Below are 19,539 nucleotides of genomic sequence, written 5' to 3'. Positions count from 1 at the left end.
TCCGAAAACGAGCGGCATCCCTGCCGCTTCCCCTGCGGGCTAATCCGTCCAAACCCTCCGGTGCTCGGCGCGGCATCAGGGGATTAACCACGTCAGTTACCCATAAGGTACCCTGTGAAATTCAAAGCAGTGTTTAATGGGGTGTTTTAGGATGCTGCCGACGTTAGGAGAGCCATCGATCGCGACCGATGCGATGCGCTTCACTTCGTTCAGCACATCCAACGTGCTATGACGAATATTAGGAAATGAAAATACTCTTTTGGAACCTGCAAAGAAAAGATTTAACGACAGTGTCTCTCGATCTTTGTAGGCATTTTGATGTTGATATTTTCGCCTTTGCTGAAGGCCAAAATTTTGATCATAACTTATTTTCAATAAAATCGTACAAGAGATTAAAAAGTCTTAGCAACATAGTGTTATATACAAAATATTCTAACTCAATAATTAAAGTGGTAGATGATGGGGCTAGATATTGTTCCGTTTTAATTACCACCCCAGTTAATGGAAGAATTCTGATTTGTTTTGTGCATATGATCTCAGCTCTGCACTCGTCGAATGAAGCCAGAGTGATTGAGTCTCAGACATTGATGTCAAATATTTTAGCTATAAGAGAAAGAGAAAACTTGGATCACATAATATTATGTGGCGACTTCAATCAGAACCCTTATGATTCTGGCGTTATTGCCGCAGCTTGCTTTAATGCAACAGGGGACAGACTGGTTGCAGCAAAAATGAAACGCAAAGTATTGGGCTCAACATACAGTTATTTTTACAACCCAATGTGGCGGTTTTATGGCGCCAAGAGCAGGCCGTATGGTACTTATTTTCATAAATCGAGCGATCATGTAGTTGTAAACTGGAACATACTAGATCAGTTTATATTTTCAGCATCATTACTTGACTCAATAAGCGATGAAGACATTCATATCGTTACTGAGGCAGACAAACATAAATTGGTTAGAAAAGACGGAAACATTGATTACAAGAGATATTCAGATCATCTTCCTATACTAATGACTTCAAATATCTAAGGAGATAATAATGAATGAAAAACTATTTGGCGATATATTTGAAATGCCAAAAATCAGAACCCCAAAAATAGTTTTGGATGAATTCGGAGAAAAACTAGAACAGGAAAGCAAAGGAGTTCTAACAGGTGAAATAAGAAGAATAAAAACCCAAATGGACAGTACATTTGCATTTGGGTTTGCAGTTAAATCTAACCATACAAACTACTCCTACAATTTATTCTCTACTTTTTATACTATACTACTATACCCATGCATAATTTCTTCAGAGTCACTAATATTAGCCGAATCCGGCTTGGAAAAACTCCTCGGCAATCATGAATTCAATGGCTTTCCATTAATTGGAGTCTCTGCGAAAACTGAAACAGAGCTAGTGGATTATATTACAAAAATCCTTAAAACCGATCGGGCAATCTCAATTGTTCGCGCAATTTATTCTCAAGAATAAGCCCGCGTCGGATTAGCGCAGCGTAATCGGACATACGGATAAAATCATAATCCCGAAATTATAAATATCTATGCCGAATTACCGACGCGCTGTTGTTCCCGGTGTCACATGGATTTTTACGGTGAATTTACTGGAACGTAAAAACAACGACTTGCAGATTCGGGAAATCGATTTGATACGTTAATCCATGCGGGCGGCAAGCCCGCGTAGGTCCGACTAGCGAAGCGTAATCGGACGCATGTATAAACTAATAATCTCAAAATTGTAAAAACCGATGCCTAATTACTGAAAAAAGGGGGCTGGTCTAGCAGGTTGGTGAAAAACCATATTTCAGACGCTAATTTTGGCCAGCTTAATCAATATATAGTGTCTGCAGCATCATGCCTCAACTAAATACAGACTGAGTTAGGGTCAAAAATGAGTTTTTCACCAACCTGCTAGACCCGACTTCAAATATAATTAGTCGCGATAGCGACACCATACACAAAACCAAACAATGACTGACAACACCCCCGACATCCTAAAAATCATCCTCGCCAAAAAAACCGAAGAAGTCGCCCGCCGCAAGAACAACACGCCGATTTCAGTGTTGCAGGAAATTGCGACCGGCGTGCAAGGTCCGCGCGGTTTTTATCAGGCTTTGCGCAGCAAGGCCGACCAGCAAAAGCCGGCGATCATCGCCGAGATCAAGAAGGCTTCGCCCAGCCAGGGCGTGATCCGGGAGGATTTCAAGCCGGTCGAAATCGCGGTCGATTACGCTTTCAACGGCGCAACTTGTTTGTCGGTGCTGACCGACAAAGAGTTTTTTCAGGGCTCGGAAGCGAATCTGCAGATGGTGCGCGAAAGATGCCCGCTGCCGGCGATCCGCAAGGATTTCATGATCGACCCGTACCAAATCCACGAGTCGCGGGCATTGGGCGCCGATTGCGTGTTGCTGATCGTCGCTGCATTGGACGACGCGATGCTGCAGGAATTGGCCGATACCGCGACCGGACTGGGCATGGACGTACTGGTGGAAGTGCACGATGCCGCGGAACTGGAGCGGGCATTGCGGCTGAACACCAATATGATCGGCATTAATAACCGCAACCTGCGTACCTTCGAAGTCTCGCTGCAAACCACGCTGGATTTGAAAAACACGATACCGGCCGACAAGCTGGTGGTTACCGAAAGCGGCATCCACACTCCGGCCGACGTCAAACTGATGCAGGATAACGGCATCTACACCTTCCTGGTCGGCGAAGCCTTCATGCGCGCACCGTCGCCGGGGCAGAAAATGCGGGAACTGTTCTTTTAGGGGGGGGGGGGCCGCCGGGCCGAACCGGCCCGGCTTCTTCACCCAGAATACGATGGACCACCCTATTCGCGATTTGATTCTGCGCGTCGCCGAGGCGACCGATATCAGCGGAGCCGAACCGGTGCAAAGGCTATGGAGCGGCTACGGCCAGATCGTCCGCTACCGCTTGGCCGGCGGTAAACGCGCCAGCGTGGTAGTCAAACACGTGAAATTGCCGGCGCGGCGCAACGAAACGGACATATCCCATCAGCGCAAACTGCGTTCCTACCGGGTCGAAACCGCCTGGTACGATCAATGGAGCCGCCGCTGCGATGCGCAGTGCCGGGTTCCGGCCTGTCTGGCGGCGGAGTCGTTCGGCGACGAGATCTTGATCGTGCTGGAAGACTTGGACGCGGCTGGATTTTCAGCGCGGCGCGCCCGCTTGAGCGATACGGAACTCCGCGCCTGCCTGAATTGGCTGGCCCATTTTCACGCCACTTTCCTCGGCGTAAAACCGGATGGCCTGTGGCAAACCGGTAGCTACTGGCATTTGGCAACCCGACCCGACGAATTGCAGGCCTTGGCCGATTCCGCGTTAAAGCGCGCCGCTGCGGCGATAGACCGCAAACTGGGCGCCAGCGCGCATCAAACCCTGGTCCACGGCGACGCCAAACTGGCGAATTTCTGTTTCTCTACGGATGGCGAACGGGTCGCCGCGGTGGATTTTCAGTACGTCGGCGGCGGCTGCGGAATCAAGGACGTGGCCTATTTTATCGATAGTTGCCTGGACGGCCGTGCGGCGGAACGCCGAGAAGCCGAGTTGCTGGACTTCTATTTTCAAGCGTTGAGGAAAGCTCTGCAAACCAAAGGCCGTTGCGTCGATGCGGATGCGCTGGAACACGAATGGCGGATGTTGTATCCGGTTGCCTGGACCGATTTCCATCGTTTTCTGAAAGGCTGGAGCCCTCAGCATTGGCCGGCCGACAGTTATAGCGAACGGCTGGCGCGGCAAGTGATAGCGGAATTGGCCAATAGTCCGGAACCGTGAACATGCCGCTGTCAGTAACCGAACTCGACTTACTCTGTCAGGGCGCCATTGCCGCGGCATACCAGGCCGGACACATCATCGAAAGCCATGCCGGCCGCCGGATTGCGGTCGGCAACAAAACCGGGGGCAGCAGTCTGGCGGCGCAAATGGTCACCGAAGTCGACCATCTGAGCCAGCAAACGATCTTGCAGGCCTTACGCTCCGCCTGCGAGATGTTCGATCTGGCCGTACTGGCGGAAGAACAGGCCGACGACGGCAGCCGGCTGCGAAAAGACCACTTCTGGTGCATCGATCCGTTGGACGGCACCTTACCGTTCGTCCAAGGCGTGCCGGGTTACTCGGTATCGATCGCGCTGGTCGAGCGCGGCGGAACCGCGCTGATCGGAGTGGTCTACGACCCGCTGGCGCGAACCTTGTATCGGGCCGTGCGAAACGGCGGCGCCTGGCGCGATTCGCAACCTTTGCATCTGCCGGCTGCGGTAGAGCGCCACAACATCCTGAAATTCATCACCGACAAGAGCTTTGCCGCCGACCCGCTCTACCCAAAGACCTTGGCAGAACTGGAACGGCTCGCCGTCGCATTGGGTTATGCCGGTGCGACTCTGACCTTGCAGGGGGGGGCTGCACTGAATGCTTGCCAGGTTCTGACCGATGCGCCGGCCTGTTACTTCAAATTTCCGAAGCCGCAACTCGGAGGCGGTAGTGTCTGGGACTATGCGGCGACGGTCTGTCTGTTCCGCGAGGCCGGCGCCATCGCTTGCGACATGTTCGGCCGGGCGTTGGCTTTAAATCCTGCCGGATCGACTCTCATGAACCATTGCGGCGTGCTGTATTGCGCGAATCAAGCGTTGGCGGAAGCCATGATCGAGCTTTATCGGAGGCTGGCCACGCGTTGAAATCGAGCCGCCGTGCATGCGTTGAAAGCCGAATCTGCACTTTCAGGCAATTGTAATATTACCGACAATCGGCAGCCGTTTTTGGCTTTACAGTCGCTTCTATGTGATAGACTGCTATAATCGGAACTACTGCTTTTGGATTTTAACCTTCGGAATCAATGATTATCCGTAAGATGTTAAACAGGAGATTATGGATGCTGAGACACAACTTAGAGAATGATGGCAATACGCAGGGCGAAGTGGAGCTGTCGCGACGCAGCTTTTTCGGTCGCTTGGCGCTAGGTGCCGTTTTATCTATCGCAATGCCCGGCGTGGTTCATGCTGCCAAAAGTGCGGCCGTCAAAGCCGACAAGAACCATAGAACCGGCAAAGCGGCAAAAAGTGCGGCGCGCCTGCCCAAACACGAGGCCATTCAAGCCGGGAAATCCGCGCGGCATGGCGAAAAAGCTCTGGCCGGCCATAACCGTCATAAACCGACGCTGGCTCACCACGACCGGATACAGTTGGCACACGCCGACCATCATGCCCAATACAACGCGCGAGTCCGTGATGTTTACCACGGCAAGAAGCACGGATACAGCACGGCCCATATCAGCCATAGCCATGAAAGCGGCGGCAGAGTACATTCGGTGATCCGCCCCGGCCAACGCGAGCCGATCATCACGCTGGACCAGCAACCGATGTTCGTCGCCGACCGTGGCAGAATAACCTCCCACCGTTCGCTGGCCTTTCAAAATCCGCACACCGGCGATAAGTTGAATCTGACTTATTTCGAGAAAGGCCGTTATCTGACCGATGCGTTGGAGGAAATCAGTTTCCTGCTGCGCGACTATCGCACCGACGACGTGCACCCGATCGACCCCGAGTTGCTCGACCAATTGCACGACCTGAAGCAAATGCTGGGCTTACAACAACCTTTCGGCGTGATTTGCGGTTACCGTTCCCCGCTGACCAACGCCAAACTGCATGCCGAGCATACCGGCGTCGCCAACAACAGCTTCCACATGCACGGCCGGGCGGTGGACATCCGCGTCGAACGTTTCGATCTGCGCCGGATCCACAACGCCGCTTTGGCGATGCATCGCGGCGGCGTCGGTTACTATCCGGAATCGAATTTCATTCACCTGGATACCGGCACTTTCCGCACTTGGACGTTATAGCTGGTTCGCGCCTAGCCGCATAAAAAAGCGCCGTTTTCGGCGCTTTTTTATGCCTGATGCATTTTCCGGTCGCTACTGACTGCTGGTCGCGGCTTTGCCGCTCGCGGCCAACTGGTTGGCACCGGCATTGGGGGCCTGCAATTTGCTCAGGGCTTTCTGCAACAGTTCGTCTTGGCCGTAGATATCCGGATAGACATGCAACTGGTTGGCATGGTCGACAAAGGTCGTCGCGTAGTAGAACAATACCGGCACCGAACGTTTTAACGTGACATGGCGGGTTTTCGGCGCCGACATGGCTTGTTCAATCGTATCCTTGTCCCAACCCTGCTGGTCGCCCAGCACAAATTCGGCCAAACGTTTGGGGTCGGCAACCCTGACGCAACCGTGGCTCAGGTCGCGCCGCGGCCGGTTAAACGCTGCCCGGCTGGGTGTGTCGTGCAAATAAACGTCGGCGGTATTCGGAAACACGAACTTGACCCGGCCCAACGGATTTTTCTTGCCGGGCCGCTGCCGCGCGCGCAAATAACTGCCGCCGCCTTTTTCCTCGCTGTTTTGATGCCGCACCAGTTCGATGTCCTGGCTGGCGAGATAACCCTGGTTATTGGCCGCTTTCGGCAGGATTTCCTTTTCGAAAATGTTTTTCGGAATATTCCAGTAGGGCATGAATTCCAGGTACTTCATTTCCTCCCACAACACCGGAGTTTGTTTGTCGGGGGATTTACCGACGATCACCTTCATATTCAACGGATTGGCATCGTCGGGAGAATTGAACGCCCACAATTCGAAGGCCGGGATATTCACCAAAATCATCGGGCCGTCGCTCGGATCCGGAATCCAGCGCGAGCGTTCCATTGCCAATTCCAGCTGCGCCAATTTTTCCTGCGGCGGCCGATTGAACAATGCGGCAGTAGCGGCGCCGATCACGCCGTCGGCTTTCAGGCCTTGTTGCTGCTGCACCTTCTTTATGGCTTCGGCCAGATCGGCATCGTAAACCTTGCTTTCCGGGTTGAGGTTATCGGCAATCAGGCCCATTGCCAGCAGATTTTGCCGCAAGAAGACGATATGCGGATGCTTGTCTCCCGGGCGCAATTGCTTGCCGGGCTTGAATTCGTGCGGCGCGGATTGGCCGGCTAAAAGCTGCAGCCGATTCCAAATCTGCTTCAACTGCTGATACTGTCTGGCTTTGGGTTCAAATACGGTCACCAGCTCGCCCAGCGTCTGCGCTTCCAGATGCTGTTTCAACAATCCGGCAATATCCAACGCCGGCTTGGGAGCAATATGCACCGGGTATTGAACATCGCGCGGATCGACTCGGCCTTGACGTAAGTCGTGCAGAAACCGCACCAGCGACACGGTCAAGGCCACATCGTAGCTGGCGGCGGTGGCGTTATCCCCAATCGGCGCGCCGGCAAGTTGTTTCAGGCGTTCGACATCGTAAGCAGCCGGATTCAAGGCATTGATCGGCGCATTTTCGAGAATGCCGAACAAATCGTTCAGGTTTTTTTCGGAACGGTTGGCGTTAAACCAAATCGGTTGAAAATTATTGGCTTGGTAAATCTGCACGACATAGTCGCTGATCCGGCTGAAGTCTGTCCGCGCCAGCAACGGATGTTGCCGGCTGAGCAACAGGCTGCCGATAGGGTTGTCGGCCGGAATGAAATTCGCAGCGGGAGGCGCTGCCTCTACCAGTGCCGGAGCAGGAGTCGCAACCTCGGGAAGTGTCGCCGGCATGTCCGCCGCCAATACCGGCTTCACCCCCGCGTAGGAGATGCAAGCCGCCAACGCAAACCAGGCGGGGCTCGGACGCGAATCTTTCAAGGCATTGGGTATAGTTATCATGATTACGCGGATTGAGTTCCTGAATTAAGACTGCCGCAGGCGGGAGCGCCACCGTTCCCGGCCCAAAACATTACAGACAGCTAATGTTGCTTTTTTTTCGAAGACGGTTGAATTTTAAACCAGTTCCCGGCAGAAGACAGACGAAATCGGCATTCCAACGATAATAACCGCAATTGCCCGCCGACGCGAAGTCAGACTACGCCAATCCCGCCAAATAATCTGTCAAATCAGCCTCGACCAATTGCCGGCGATGGCGAAGCAAAACGCTGTCGCTCGGCCGGGGGCCGTATTTTTGCTCAACCAGGTTACGGGCATTTGCCAGGAAATGGCGTTTAAGCACCGAATCTTCTGGAATGCCCACCGTAGCGTCGACCTTGACCGCGACGGCGGCTTGATCGGTGACGCTGGCTGCGACCGCTTCCTGCGCTACCAATTGTAGTGCCGCCGCTTGCTTCTGCCGGTAATGGCGCAGTAACACCGAGTCGGTCGGGTAGGGTTGCTCGATCGCGGTGCGTTCGGCGGCGCGTTGCGCCCAATAATGCCGATTCAATACCGAATCCTGCGGCACCTGCAATTCCACTGCTACCGGCAATAGGTCGGCATCCTGTTCTGCCGGCGACACGGTTACGGCTGCCGGTATATCCGATTCGGCTGGCAGCGTTGGTTCGGCTTCGGCAATAATGCCTTGGCTTGGTTCGGGTTGGGCTAGCGGCGGTTCCGATCGCGGAATAGGCGTAGCCGGTTGGCTTTGCCGGCCTTGGCCGACCTGCTCGCTGACCAGCCTTTTCACGAACATCGAACCGCGGCTGGAAAAAACTTCCCTGTCGGAGACGACTTCCGGCGCGGTCAAATAAGCTTTGGCACCATACAAGGCCGCCGCCACCAAAACCAAATCGAACAAAGTTTCCACGCATTTCCCCCTATGTGATTATTATTGCCGCGCAATGGCCCGGCAACCGCGGTATCCGGGCCGGCATCAATTAAAATGCCATTGTCGAAGAATGGCTATCATTACATAAAGTTAGCAAAAATTTGATTAGTAATTTCTAGTAGGTTTTTTTCGATGGCGGCGGGCTGGCAGTTTTGGATCGACAGGGGCGGCACTTTTACCGATATCGTGGCGCTGGCCCCGGACGGAAAGGTGGCTGTTCGCAAGTGGCTTTCGGAAAATCCGGAACTTTATCCGGACGCCGCACTGCACGGCATAAGCCAGATTCTGCGGGAGTCCGGCACCGGCAGGAAGGATCGGATAGCCGCCGTCAAAATGGGCACCACGGTCGGCACCAACGCCTTGCTGGAACGCAAGGGCGCCGCCATTGCGTTGGTCACCAACCGCGGCTTCCGCGATTGTCTGCGTATCGGCTACCAAAACCGACCGGACATTTTCGCGCTGCGGATTCGCCGGCCGGAGCCCCTCTATCAGGCGGTGGCCGAAATCGACGTCCGCGTCGACGCCGACGGCCGCGTATTGCAGGAGCTGACTGAGGACCAAGCCAACGCCGAATTGCGGCGGATTTACGACCTGGGCATTCGCAATCTCGCCGTCGTGTTGCTGCATGCCTGGCGCTACCCGCAACACGAATTGATGCTAGCCGAGTTGGCCGCCGACATCGGCTTTGAATATATTTCCTTGTCGCATCTCGCCAGTCCGCTGCCGAAATTCGTCGCCCGCGGCGATACTACGGTGGTCGATGCCTATCTGTCGCCGGTGTTACGCCGTTACGTCGCGCAGGTCGAACGCGGCTTGCCAACTGGCGACTCGACCCCAAGCCTGTTGTTCATGCAATCGAACGGCGGTCTGGTGCGGGCGGACGCCTTCCACGGCAAGGACAGCATCCTATCCGGCCCGGCCGGCGGCGTGGTTGGCGCGATTGCGGCAGCCAAAGGCGCCGGGTTGGCCAAGATTATCGCCTTCGATATGGGCGGCACCTCCACCGATGTCGCCCATTACGCCGGCGAGCTGGAGCGCAGTTTCGACAACGAAGTCGCCGGCGTCCGCATGCGGACGCCAATGATGGCGATTCATACCGTCGCTGCTGGCGGCGGCTCAATTTTGCATTTCGACGGCTTACGCTGCCGGGTGGGGCCGGACTCGGCCGGCGCCAATCCCGGTCCGGCTTGTTACCGGCGCGGCGGGCCGTTGACAGTGACCGACGCCAATCTACTGCTGGGCAAGTTACCGGATTTTCCGGCGGTGTTTGGCCCGAAGGGTAACTTGCCGCCGGACCGCGAGCGGGTAACGGCACTATTTTCCGCACTGGCGGCCGAAGTTTCCGCCGCCAGCGGCGAACGCCGCAGCCCGGAACAAGTCGCCGAGGGCTTTTTGGAGATCGCCGTCGAGCATATGGCCGAGGCCATCAAAAAAATCTCGGTGCAAAAGGGCTACCCGCTCGCCGACTACGCCTTGTGCTGTTACGGCGCCGCCGGCGCGCAACACGCCTGCCTGCTGGCCGAACGCCTGGGCATGCGCAAGGTATTGCTACATCCGTTGGCCGGCGTGCTGTCGGCGTACGGCATCGGCCTGGCCGAGTTTCGGGTGCTAAAGCAAGCGGCGTTGGAAGGTTTATGGCAGGAGGTGGATGCGACCGAGTTGCGGCGGCGTTTCTCAGACTTGGAACAAGCGGCGCGGCGCGAGCTGGCCGCTCAAGGCCTGGACCCGGACCAGTCCATTAGCCGCTGGCGCCTGGCACTGCGTTATCAAGGCAGCGATACCGCCTTGACGGTCGACTACGCCGAACCTGAGGCAATACTGCAGGATTTTGCCGCGGCATACCGGCGCCAATTCGGCTTTTGCTACGCGCGGCCGGTGGTGATTGCCAGCTTGCAGGTCGAAAGCATCGCTTGCGACTCGCGCTTTAGCGAGATAGCGCCAACCGTTGCAGATCGCCACGATGGCGAGGCGCAAGGCAGCACGCGCCTGTTCAGCCGCGGCCGTTGGCACGATGCGCCGGTCTACCGCCGGGAACGACTGGGCTGCGGGCAAACAGTGGCGGGGCCGGCAGTGATATTGGAGCCGACTTCGACCATCGTGGTCGAGCCCGGCTGGCAAGCCCTTATGCAGCATAACGGCGATCTGCTGCTGAGCGGAAACAAGTGCTCGATCGCCGCCCTGTCCCTCGCTGCGGGCCCCGATCCGGTCATGCTGGAGATCTTCAACAAGCGCTTCATGTCGGTGGCCGAGCAGATGGGTTTCGTACTGCAAAACACCGCGCATTCGGTCAATATCAAGGAGCGGCTGGATTTTTCCTGCGCAGTGTTCGATGCCGGCGGCAATTTGATCGCTAATGCCCCGCACATCCCGGTACATCTGGGATCGATGGGCGAAAGCGTCAAAGCCTTGGTGCTGAGCCATGGTAAAGACCTGGCACCCGGCGACGCCTACCTGCTGAATTCGCCTTACGCCGGCGGCACCCATCTACCCGATATCACCGTGGTGACGCCGGTATTCGACGCCGAGCGGCAACTGCTGTTTTTCGTCGCCTCGCGCGGTCACCATGCCGATGTCGGCGGCATTTCGCCGGGATCGATGCCGGCCGCCAGCCGGCATATCGACGATGAAGGCGTGATCAGCGCCGGACTGAAAATTCTGGACGGCGGCCGGTTTCGGGAAGCGGCGATTCTGGAATGGCTGGCCGGCAACCGCCACCCGGCGCGCAATCCGCAGCAAAATCTGGCCGATCTGCAGGCACAAATCGCCGCCAATCTAAAAGGCACTCAGGAGTTATTGGCCATGGTCGGCGATTATTCGTTAGCGGTGGTACAGACCTATATGCAACACGTGCAGGACCACGCCGAAGCCTGCGTCCGCCGCTTATTGAAAACGCTGGACGGCGGCAGCTTCGCCTACCCATTGGATCAAGGCGGCACCATTGCCGTCAGCGTCTCGATAGATCGGGATACGGGCAGTGCACGGATCGATTTTTCCGCCACCTCGCCACAGTTGGCGGACAATTTCAACGCGCCGGCGGCCGTATGCAAGGCTGCCGTGCTGTACGTAATGCGGACGCTGGTGCAGGACGACATTCCGTTAAACGCCGGCTGCCTGAAACCGCTGGATATCGTGATTCCGGAAGGTTGTTTGTTGAATCCGCAATATCCGGCGGCCGTGGTGGCCGGTAACGTCGAGACATCACAATACATCGTCGACGCCTTGTACGGCGCGTTGGGCGTTCAGGCCGCATCCCAAGGCACGATGAACAATCTGACCTTCGGCGACCGGGATTACCAGTACTACGAAACCATCTGCGGCGGCGCCGGAGCCGGGGACGGTTTCGCCGGCACCAGCGGTGTGCATACCCACATGACCAACTCGCGCATCACCGATCCGGAAATTCTGGAGCAACGGTTTCCGGTGCTATTGCGCGAGTTTTCGCTACGCGAGGGCAGCGGCGGTGACGGGCGTTATCGCGGCGGCGATGGCGTGCTACGCCGGATCGAATTTTGCCGGCCGATGACGGTAGCCATTCTCTCCAGCCACCGGCGCCAGCCGCCGTTCGGTATGCGCGGCGGTTGGCCTGGCGCGCCGGGTGTCAACCGTTTGCTCAAAGCCGGCGGCGAAACGGTCGAATTAGCCGGCTGCGCGGACATTCGAGTCGAAGCCGGCGACAGCATCGTAATTGCAACGCCGGGAGGCGGCGGTTTCGGCGTCAGCGATCGATCAAGGAATTGAACTTGCCGAATGCGTTTCTTCCGGTAGCTTATCGGGTATCGATCGTCTTCGACAACAGGACCCGGTCCTATGATGCAGTTCAGGTACCCTCATGAATGCCAGCGCCGAATTTACTCTACTTTACGATGGCCACTGTCCGATTTGCCGGCGAGAGGTGGCTTGGCTGCAATCCAGAAACGCCGCCGGCCGTGTCGCGTTTCAGGATATCCACGCAAACGATTTCGTACCGGAACATTTGGGTTGTACCGAGGCCGAGCTGATGGCGGAAATTCACGGCGTGCGGGCCGATGGCTCGCTGGTGAAAGGCATCGATGCCTTCCACGCGACCTATAGCTTACTGGGTTTGGGGTGGTTGGCTGCGCCGTTGCGTTGGCCGTTGACCCGGCCGCTGTTTGCCAAACTCTATGCGTATTTCGCCCGCTACCGTTTGCCGCTGGGGGCGTGGCTGGCGGGCAAGGCTTGTAAGGCAGATTGCCGGATTTGAATCCGCATTCGGTGCAGCAATCAGGTCATGAAAACGGCGCGACCCGTCCCGACGGACTAAGCAATCATTCGTCGTAAAACTCGTTTCGAGCCCGCCGACTGACTTGGTATACGTTGCGGGTATCGAATACGTTGGTGTGGATTGGCGTTTCGTTGGCATGCTTGACGTTGCAGCGGCGGTCGCCCTTGCGTTTGTCCAGAATTTCCACTGTGACGATCTGTTGCCCAGCGCGGCGGTCGTTTTTTCCGGATCGAATGAAATACTCGCGCACTTCGACGATTTTGTTTTTGAAGCGCTTGCCGTGCAATTTCTTGATCGCCTGGCGCCCGGCTTTATCGTCGTCGATAAAGACTCGGCCGTGAAACGACAGCACATTGGTTTTCAGGTTTTTCAGACAAAAAATATCGGTCTTCAGAATACGGCCTATTTTGAACGGCAACCAAAAACAAAACCGCAATGCCGGCGCGACGAAATCGGCCAATTCGTCTTCCTGGGAAGCCGAAGGAATATTTTTTACGATCAGTATCATAAGCAAATACCGCGATTCTTCGCGCCCGACCGGCGTATGCAGCCGTTGAGCGCAACTGCTGAAAGGTGATAGTCCGTTATATAGCCTCAATCCGCTGGATTACTTTAACCTTACCTCGGACTTGCGGCCACGGCAAATAATTCCCGGCGCAATCAAAGCGACAAGCTGTAGAACCGGCCTGCCGGAGCGGGCTGAATCAATAAGCGCTTATTTGTATATTGCCTGCGGATCTTTCAACACGGCTTCGCTGACTTGCCAATCGCCGTCTTTAAAGCTGCGGAAGAAACAGCTTTCCCGGCCGGTATGGCAGGCGATGCCGCCTTCCTGTTCCACCTTCAATAAAATCACGTCGCCGTCGCAATCCAACTGCAGATCGAGGATTTTTTGGCGATGGCCCGATTCTTCGCCTTTGCGCCACAAACGCTTGCGGGAGCGCGACCAATACACGGCGTAGCCTTCGGCGACAGTCAGGGCCAGCGATTCCCGGTTCATCCAGGCAAACATCAATACTCGGCCGCTGCTGTGGTCCTGGGCGATAGCCGGCACCAATCCGTCCTCGGTCCATTCGATTTGCTCCAGCCAGGCGGTGCTCATAACCGCACCTCGATACCGCGCGACTGCATATGGCGTTTGGCCTGTTCTATCGTATATTCGGCGAAATGGAAAATACTGGCCGCCAACACCGCATCGGCCTTGCCTTCGATAATGCCGTCGGCCAAATGGTCGAGGTTGCCGACGCCGCCGGAGGCGATCACCGGAATGCTGACCGCTTCGCTGATGGCACGGGTCAAGGCCAAATCGAAACCGGACTTGGTGCCGTCGCGGTCCATACTGGTCAACAGAATTTCGCCGGCACCGTAATCCTTCATCCGTACCGCCCATGCCACGGCATCGATGCCGGTCGGTTTCCGGCCGCCGTGAGTAAAAATTTCCCAGCGCTCGGCCTCGCCGTCCTGGCTGACTTTTTTGGCGTCGATCGCGACGACGATGCACTGCGAGCCGAATTTGTCGGCGGCTTCCTTGACGAATTCGGGGCGGAACACCGCGGCGCTGTTGATGCCGACCTTATCGGCGCCGGCATTCAGCATACGGCGAATATCATCCGAGCTGCGGATGCCGCCGCCGACGGTCAACGGAATGAACACCTCGCCGGCGACCTGCTCGACCACATGGACCATCGTCGCCCGGTTATCGTGGGTGGCGGTAATATCGAGAAAAGTGATTTCGTCGGCACCCTCGCGGTCGTAGCGGCGGGCGATTTCCACCGGATCGCCGGCGTCGCGGATATCGACGAATTTGACGCCTTTGACGACGCGGCCGTTATCGACGTCCAGGCAGGGAATGATGCGTTTGGCTAGGCTCATGGCGGGTTGCGGCTCAGTCCTCGCCGCCGAAGGATTCGGCCAGTTTGGCGCCTTCGGCGAAATCCAGCGTGCCTTCGTAAATCGCGCGGCCGGTAATCGCGCCCATGATGCCTTCGTGGGCCACGGCGCCCAATGCGCGGATATCGTCCAGGTTGGTGATACCGCCGGAGGCGATGACCGGAATGTGTACCGAACTGGCCAACTTGGCGGTGGCTTCGACATTAACGCCTTGCATCATGCCGTCGCGGGAGATGTCGGTGTAGATAATCGCGGCGACGCCGTTGGATTCGAATTTTTGCGCCATATCGATCACGTCGTGGCGAGATAGTTTGGACCAACCGTCGATCGCAACCTTGCCGTCGCGGGCGTCCAAGCCGATGATGATGTGGCCGGGAAATTCGATCGACGCGTCGCGGACGAAATGCGGCTCGCTGACCGCCTTGGTGCCGATGATCACGTATTGCACACCGGCTTCCAGATAGGCCTGGATGGTATCCTCGTCGCGGATGCCGCCGCCGATCTGAATCGGCACATGCGGATAAGCTTCGACGATGGCATGGATCACGTCGGCGTTTTTCGGCTTGCCGGCAAAGGCGCCGTCCAAATCGACCAGATGCAATCGCTTTGCCCCGGCATCGACCCAGCGCCCCGCAACCGCTACCGGATCGTCGGAGAACACGGTATCGTCTTCCATACGACCCTGACGCAAGCGGACACATTTTCCTTCCTTCAAGTCAATTGCGGGTATCAGCAACATATCTAAATCTCGACAGTTAAATCACTATTTCAAAGGGTTAGTAAAGCCAACACGGAATGTCGGCGGTTACACCGTCCCGTCCCAGGCCAGGAAGTTTTGCAACAACTGCAATCCCACCGTCTGGCTTTTTTCGGGATGAAATTGCACGGCAAACAGATTGCCATCCGCCAATGCACAGGTGAAGGTTTGCGGATAATCCGCGGTTGCGGCGGTATGGCGCGCGTCGTCCGGCACCGCATAATAGCTGTGCACGAAATAGAAACGGCTACGATCCGGAATGTTTTTCCATAGCGGATGCGGCTTCTGCTCGACTTGATTCCAGCCCATATGCGGAATTTTCAGTACGTTGCCGTCGTCGTCGCGCAGATCGTCGGCGAAACGTCGGACATGGCCGGGTAATAAACCGAGACAGGCGACGCCGCCGTTTTCCTCACTGTCGGTTAGCAGGGCCTGCATACCCAGACAAACGCCCAACAATGGTTTATCCCTTGCCACGTCCGTGATGACCTGGGCCAGACCGCTGGCGTGCAAAGCGCTCATGCAATCGCGGATCGCCCCGACGCCGGGAAATACCACCCGGTCCGCCCGGCGAATCACGTCCGGCTCGGAGCTGACCAGCACTTGGCTGCGGCTGTCGGCATGTTGAAGCGCTTTGGCAATGGAATGCAGATTACCCATTCCGTAATCGATGACGGCAACTGATGGCATAGCAGTTAGAATTTTCGGGTCAAGGGTTCGCAGCGGATAAGAAGCGGTTTACAGAGTGCCTTTGGTGGACGGCATGATGCCGGCCATGCGCGGGTCGGGGCTGATCGCCATCCGTACCGCCCGGCCGAATGCCTTGAAAACGGTTTCGGCAATGTGGTGGGCGTTGCCGCCTTTCAGATTGTCGATATGCAAGGTCACGCCGGCGTGGTTGACGAAACCCTGAAAAAATTCCTTGAACAGATCGACGTCGAAATTGCCGATCAACGCCCTTTTGAATTCCACGTTGTAAAACAAGCCGGGGCGGCCGGAAAAATCCACCACCACCCGCGACAACGATTCGTCCAGCGGGCAATAGGCGTGGCCGTAGCGGTAGATGCCTTTTTTATCGCCGAGCGCTTTGGCAACCGCCTGGCCCAACGTGATACCGATGTCTTCGACACTGTGGTGAGCGTCGATATGCAGATCGCCGTGCGACACGATCTCCATGTCGATCAAGCCGTGCCGGGCCACCTGGTCCAGCATGTGGTCCAAAAACGGCAGGCCGGTAGTGAACGCGGCTGAGCCGGTGCCGTCGAGATTGACCGATATCTTGATCTGGGTTTCGAGGGTGTTGCGTTCAACCTGAGCGGTGCGTGGGTTCATGCTAATGCGGGTAACTGGGTCCGGCGCTAGTTTACGTGATTGTGACGGCTACGCCAAACTCTTGCTGGCAATCTCATAGACATCTTTCGACAACTGTTCGGTAGCGACAATACGCTGTAATTCCTGTTTCATCAAGCTTTGCCGGTTGGCGTCGTACCGCCGCCATTGCGCCAGACCGCTGACCATGCGCGAGGCGATTTGCGGATTCAGCGCGTTCAATTCGATCACGCGGTCGGCCAAAAAGCGGTAGCCTTCGCCATTCGCAGCATGGAAATGCAGCGGATTGGACTGGCTGAAGGCGCCGACCAAGGCCCGGACCCGGTTCGGCGTTTTCATATCGAAAGCCGGGTGCCGCATCAAGTTCTGCACATTGGCAAAGGTATTCGGCATGCTGCTGGTCGCCTGCAACGTGAACCATTTGTCGATGACCAGCGCTTCCTGCTGCCATTGCCGGTAGAAACTGTCCAGGCAATCGGCCTTGTCGGGATGGTGGCTGTTGACGATGGCGGCCAATGCTGAAATTTGGTCGGTCATATTGCGGGCACCGCGGAATTGCTGCTCGGCCAGACGGTGACTGTCTGGCGTTTCCAATTTACTCAGGTAGCTCAAACAGGTGTTTTTCAGGCGGCGCCGGCCCACGGCACCGGCATCGAAGCAACCGGATTCGTCGCGGTGGTATTGCCGGTAAAGTTCCAGAAATTGATCGGCCAGACTAATTGCCAGGGTTTTCTTGACGAACTCGCGGGCTTGGTGCACGGCCTCGACGTCGATGACCGCCATTTGTCCGGACAGGTAACTCTCTTCCGGTAACGCCAACAACAAGGCCTGATAGGACAAATCGCCGCCGGTATCGGCCAGCACCTTGCGGTAGGCCTCGACGACGATTGGCTCCAGTTGCAAAGGCCGGCCTAGTTCGATGCTGTCGATCAACTGGAAAATGGCCTGCGTCGCCAATTGCTGACCAGCCTCCCAGCGGTTGAAGGTGTCGCTGTCGTGGCTGAGCAAAAAGGCCAGCTCGTCCAGGCTACGCGGCATTTTCAACGTCACCGGCGCGGAAAACCCGCGCAGCAACGAAACCACGGGTTGCCCGGCCAAATTGCCGAAGCTGAAACGTTGTTCGGCCTCGGTCAGATTCAGCGTGACTTCGTTGTGCCGTTCGCCGGCGAACTCGAAGGTAGCCGGCGTCCCGTCCGGGTTCAATAGTCCCAGTTTTACCGGGATATGTAACGGTTGTTTGACCGGCTGGTTCGGCGTCGGCGGACAGCTTTGCCGCAGCGTCAGTTGCAAGCGGCCGCTGGCCGCATCGTAATCCTGTTCCACCGTCAGCAGCGGTGTACCGGCCTGCGAGTACCAGCGCCGGAATTGCTTAAACTCGACGCCGTTGGCGTCCTCCAGTGCTTTGACAAAATCCTCGCAGGTCACAGCCTGACCGTCGTGGCGTTGGAAATACAAATCGCAGCCTTTGCGAAAACCTTCCGCGCCGAGCAAAGTGTGCAGCATCCGCACCACTTCCGCGCCTTTTTCGTAGACGGTCAGCGTATAAAAATTGTTGATCTCGATATAGGCTTCGGGACGCACCGGGTGCGCCAGAGGACCTGCATCCTCGGCAAACTGGCGTGTACGCAAGGCGTTGACGTCTTCGATGCGCTTGACGGCCGGCGAGGTCATGTCGCCGCTGAATTGCTGGTCGCGGAATACGGTAAAGCCTTCTTTTAGGCTCAACTGGAACCAGTCGCGGCAGGTCACCCGGTTGCCGGACCAGTTGTGGAAGTATTCATGGCCGATCACGCCTTCGATGTGTTCGTAATCGCTGTCGGTGGCGGTATCGGGCCGGGCCAGCACAAATTTGGTGTTGAATACGTTCAAGCCCTTGTTTTCCATCGCCCCCATATTGAAATGGTCGACGGCGACGATCATGTACAAATCCAGATCGTACTCCAGGCCGTAGGTCTCCTCGTCCCAGCGCATCGCGTTTTTCAGCGATTGCATCGCATGACTGCATTTATCGACGTTGTGTTGCTCGACGAAAATCTCCAACGCAATGCGCCGGCCACTCATCGTCACGAACTCGTCGGCGACACATTCCAATTGCCCGGCCACCAATGCGAACAGGTAGCACGGTTTGGCGAACGGATCCTCCCAACTCACCCAATGCCGATTGTTGTCGAGTTCGCCGCTGCCGGTTTTGTTACCGTTGGACAGTAATACCGGATATTTGGCCTTGTCGGCGACCAGCGTGGTTTTGAAACGGCTCATCACGTCCGGCCGGTCCAGAAACCAGGTGATTTTGCGGAAGCCCTGCGCCTCACACTGGGTGCAGAGCATGCTGCTCGACAGATACAAACCTTCCAGCGCGGTGTTGGCTTGCGGGTTGATCAGATTTTCGATCAGTATCTCGAAAGGTCTGTCCTGCGGCGCTTCGTGGATGATCAGTGCTTCGTCGCCGACCAGATATTCGCTGTCTCGCAGCGGCCGGCCGTCGACGGCGATGCTCAGTAATTGCAACTCCTCGCCCCATAAACTCAGTGCGACACTGTCGGCCGCACTCTGCGGATTGCGCCTGACGTTCATTTTGGCACGCACCCTGGTACGTTGCTCGTCCAAATCGAAATCCAATTCGATTTGGTCGATCAAATATTCCGGCGGCGTGTAGTCTTTCAGGTAGACGGTTTGCGGGCTGGCATCGCGCAT

The 19,539-nt window shown here is 56.5% G+C and carries 17 protein-coding genes; 8 read left to right on the top strand and 9 right to left on the bottom strand.

Annotation, left to right across the window (positions count from 1 at the left end):
* Positions 1-245: 245 nt before the first annotated feature.
* From NP603_RS00650 to mepK, 6 genes are all read left to right on the top strand, one after another.
* A complete protein-coding gene (locus NP603_RS00650) occupies positions 246-1,031 on the top strand; it encodes an endonuclease/exonuclease/phosphatase family protein (RefSeq protein WP_256608986.1) in 786 nt (261 codons plus the stop codon).
* A gap of 10 nt (positions 1,032-1,041) precedes the next feature.
* Positions 1,042-1,476 (top strand): hypothetical protein, encoded by a 435-nt coding sequence (locus NP603_RS00645; protein WP_256608985.1) that lies wholly within the window; start codon positions 1,042-1,044, stop codon positions 1,474-1,476.
* A 496-nt stretch (positions 1,477-1,972) separates the two neighbouring features.
* Positions 1,973-2,773 carry an indole-3-glycerol phosphate synthase TrpC gene (trpC, locus tag NP603_RS00640; RefSeq protein WP_256608984.1) on the top strand — a complete coding sequence of 267 codons (801 nt, stop codon included), beginning with the start codon at positions 1,973-1,975 and terminating at the stop codon, positions 2,771-2,773.
* A gap of 52 nt (positions 2,774-2,825) precedes the next feature.
* Complete coding sequence (locus NP603_RS00635; protein ID WP_256608983.1) at positions 2,826-3,800, top strand: phosphotransferase; 975 nt, start codon at positions 2,826-2,828, stop codon at positions 3,798-3,800.
* Between the two features lie 2 nt (positions 3,801-3,802).
* Positions 3,803-4,696 carry a 3'(2'),5'-bisphosphate nucleotidase CysQ family protein gene (locus NP603_RS00630; RefSeq protein WP_256608982.1) on the top strand — a complete coding sequence of 298 codons (894 nt, stop codon included), beginning with the start codon at positions 3,803-3,805 and terminating at the stop codon, positions 4,694-4,696.
* Between the two features lie 194 nt (positions 4,697-4,890).
* Positions 4,891-5,856: a peptidoglycan L,D-endopeptidase MepK gene (mepK, locus tag NP603_RS00625; RefSeq protein ID WP_256608981.1), complete on the top strand. Its 966-nt coding sequence runs from the start codon at positions 4,891-4,893 to the stop codon at positions 5,854-5,856.
* Between the two features lie 72 nt (positions 5,857-5,928).
* Here the strand turns inward: mepK and NP603_RS00620 are convergent, their stop codons facing one another.
* Both NP603_RS00620 and NP603_RS00615 read right to left on the bottom strand, forming a co-directional pair.
* Positions 5,929-7,695 carry a L,D-transpeptidase family protein gene (locus NP603_RS00620; protein WP_256608980.1) on the bottom strand — a complete coding sequence of 589 codons (1,767 nt, stop codon included), beginning with the start codon at positions 7,693-7,695 and terminating at the stop codon, positions 5,929-5,931.
* Positions 7,696-7,891: 196 nt separating this feature from the next.
* Positions 7,892-8,605 (bottom strand): hypothetical protein, encoded by a 714-nt coding sequence (locus NP603_RS00615; protein WP_256608979.1) that lies wholly within the window; start codon positions 8,603-8,605, stop codon positions 7,892-7,894.
* Between the two features lie 153 nt (positions 8,606-8,758).
* Between NP603_RS00615 and NP603_RS00610 the strand changes: the two genes are divergently transcribed.
* Positions 8,759-12,364 (top strand): hydantoinase B/oxoprolinase family protein, encoded by a 3,606-nt coding sequence (locus tag NP603_RS00610; protein WP_256608978.1) that lies wholly within the window; start codon positions 8,759-8,761, stop codon positions 12,362-12,364.
* Between the two features lie 91 nt (positions 12,365-12,455).
* On the top strand, positions 12,456-12,848 hold the full coding sequence (locus NP603_RS00605) for a thiol-disulfide oxidoreductase DCC family protein (protein ID WP_256608977.1): 393 nt from the start codon (positions 12,456-12,458) through the stop codon (positions 12,846-12,848).
* 64 nt (positions 12,849-12,912) lie between these two features.
* Here NP603_RS00605 and NP603_RS00600 read toward each other — a convergent pair whose 3' ends face one another.
* The 7 genes from NP603_RS00600 to pepN all read right to left on the bottom strand — a co-directional run bounded on the left by NP603_RS00600 (position 12,913) and on the right by pepN (position 19,539).
* Entirely contained in the window at positions 12,913-13,377 is a 465-nt protein-coding gene (locus NP603_RS00600; protein ID WP_256608976.1) for a hypothetical protein, read from the bottom strand.
* A gap of 207 nt (positions 13,378-13,584) precedes the next feature.
* On the bottom strand, positions 13,585-13,971 hold the full coding sequence (gene hisI / locus NP603_RS00595; protein ID WP_256608975.1) for a phosphoribosyl-AMP cyclohydrolase: 387 nt from the start codon (positions 13,969-13,971) through the stop codon (positions 13,585-13,587).
* Positions 13,968-14,741, bottom strand: a complete 774-nt coding sequence (hisF, locus tag NP603_RS00590; RefSeq protein WP_256608974.1) for an imidazole glycerol phosphate synthase subunit HisF — start codon at positions 14,739-14,741, stop codon at positions 13,968-13,970. Before hisF ends, hisI begins: the two co-directional genes overlap by 4 nt.
* A 13-nt stretch (positions 14,742-14,754) precedes the next feature.
* Positions 14,755-15,498 (bottom strand): 1-(5-phosphoribosyl)-5-[(5-phosphoribosylamino)methylideneamino]imidazole-4-carboxamide isomerase, encoded by a 744-nt coding sequence (hisA, locus tag NP603_RS00585; protein WP_256608972.1) that lies wholly within the window; start codon positions 15,496-15,498, stop codon positions 14,755-14,757.
* A 66-nt stretch (positions 15,499-15,564) separates the two neighbouring features.
* The gene (gene hisH / locus NP603_RS00580; RefSeq protein ID WP_256608971.1) at positions 15,565-16,206 is read right to left on the bottom strand and encodes an imidazole glycerol phosphate synthase subunit HisH; all 642 of its coding nucleotides are present in this window, start codon (positions 16,204-16,206) and stop codon (positions 15,565-15,567) included.
* 48 nt (positions 16,207-16,254) lie between these two features.
* The gene (gene hisB, locus NP603_RS00575; RefSeq protein ID WP_256608970.1) at positions 16,255-16,848 is read right to left on the bottom strand and encodes an imidazoleglycerol-phosphate dehydratase HisB; all 594 of its coding nucleotides are present in this window, start codon (positions 16,846-16,848) and stop codon (positions 16,255-16,257) included.
* Positions 16,849-16,896: 48 nt separating this feature from the next.
* Positions 16,897-19,539: an aminopeptidase N gene (pepN, locus tag NP603_RS00570; RefSeq protein WP_256608969.1), complete on the bottom strand. Its 2,643-nt coding sequence runs from the start codon at positions 19,537-19,539 to the stop codon at positions 16,897-16,899.

Origin of the sequence: Methylomonas aurea (assembly GCF_024505045.1) — a bacterium.
GTDB classification, from domain to species: Bacteria; Pseudomonadota; Gammaproteobacteria; order Methylococcales; family Methylomonadaceae; genus Methylomonas; species Methylomonas aurea.
The sequence above is the reverse complement of the archived record's forward strand: the minus strand, read 5'-3'. Positions and strand labels throughout refer to the sequence as shown.

Bases quoted from the DNA above. Each gene is read 5' to 3' on its own strand.
- mepK (WP_256608981.1), top strand. From the start codon at position 4,891: ATGCTGAGACACAACTTAGAGAATGATGGCAATACGCAGGGCGAAGTG.
- NP603_RS00650 (WP_256608986.1), top strand. From the start codon at position 246: ATGAAAATACTCTTTTGGAACCTGCAAAGAAAAGATTTAACGACAGTG.
- NP603_RS00635 (WP_256608983.1), top strand. From the start codon at position 2,826: ATGGACCACCCTATTCGCGATTTGATTCTGCGCGTCGCCGAGGCGACC.
- NP603_RS00600 (WP_256608976.1), bottom strand. From the start codon at position 13,377: ATGATACTGATCGTAAAAAATATTCCTTCGGCTTCCCAGGAAGACGAA.
- pepN (WP_256608969.1), bottom strand. From the start codon at position 19,539: ATGCGCGATGCCAGCCCGCAAACCGTCTACCTGAAAGACTACACGCCG.
- hisA (WP_256608972.1), bottom strand. From the start codon at position 15,498: ATGTTGCTGATACCCGCAATTGACTTGAAGGAAGGAAAATGTGTCCGC.
- hisI (WP_256608975.1), bottom strand. From the start codon at position 13,971: ATGAGCACCGCCTGGCTGGAGCAAATCGAATGGACCGAGGACGGATTG.
- hisB (WP_256608970.1), bottom strand. From the start codon at position 16,848: ATGAACCCACGCACCGCTCAGGTTGAACGCAACACCCTCGAAACCCAG.
- NP603_RS00630 (WP_256608982.1), top strand. From the start codon at position 3,803: ATGCCGCTGTCAGTAACCGAACTCGACTTACTCTGTCAGGGCGCCATT.
- NP603_RS00605 (WP_256608977.1), top strand. From the start codon at position 12,456: ATGAATGCCAGCGCCGAATTTACTCTACTTTACGATGGCCACTGTCCG.
- hisH (WP_256608971.1), bottom strand. From the start codon at position 16,206: ATGCCATCAGTTGCCGTCATCGATTACGGAATGGGTAATCTGCATTCC.
- trpC (WP_256608984.1), top strand. From the start codon at position 1,973: ATGACTGACAACACCCCCGACATCCTAAAAATCATCCTCGCCAAAAAA.
- NP603_RS00610 (WP_256608978.1), top strand. From the start codon at position 8,759: ATGGCGGCGGGCTGGCAGTTTTGGATCGACAGGGGCGGCACTTTTACC.
- NP603_RS00645 (WP_256608985.1), top strand. From the start codon at position 1,042: ATGAATGAAAAACTATTTGGCGATATATTTGAAATGCCAAAAATCAGA.
- hisF (WP_256608974.1), bottom strand. From the start codon at position 14,741: ATGAGCCTAGCCAAACGCATCATTCCCTGCCTGGACGTCGATAACGGC.
- NP603_RS00620 (WP_256608980.1), bottom strand. From the start codon at position 7,695: ATGATAACTATACCCAATGCCTTGAAAGATTCGCGTCCGAGCCCCGCC.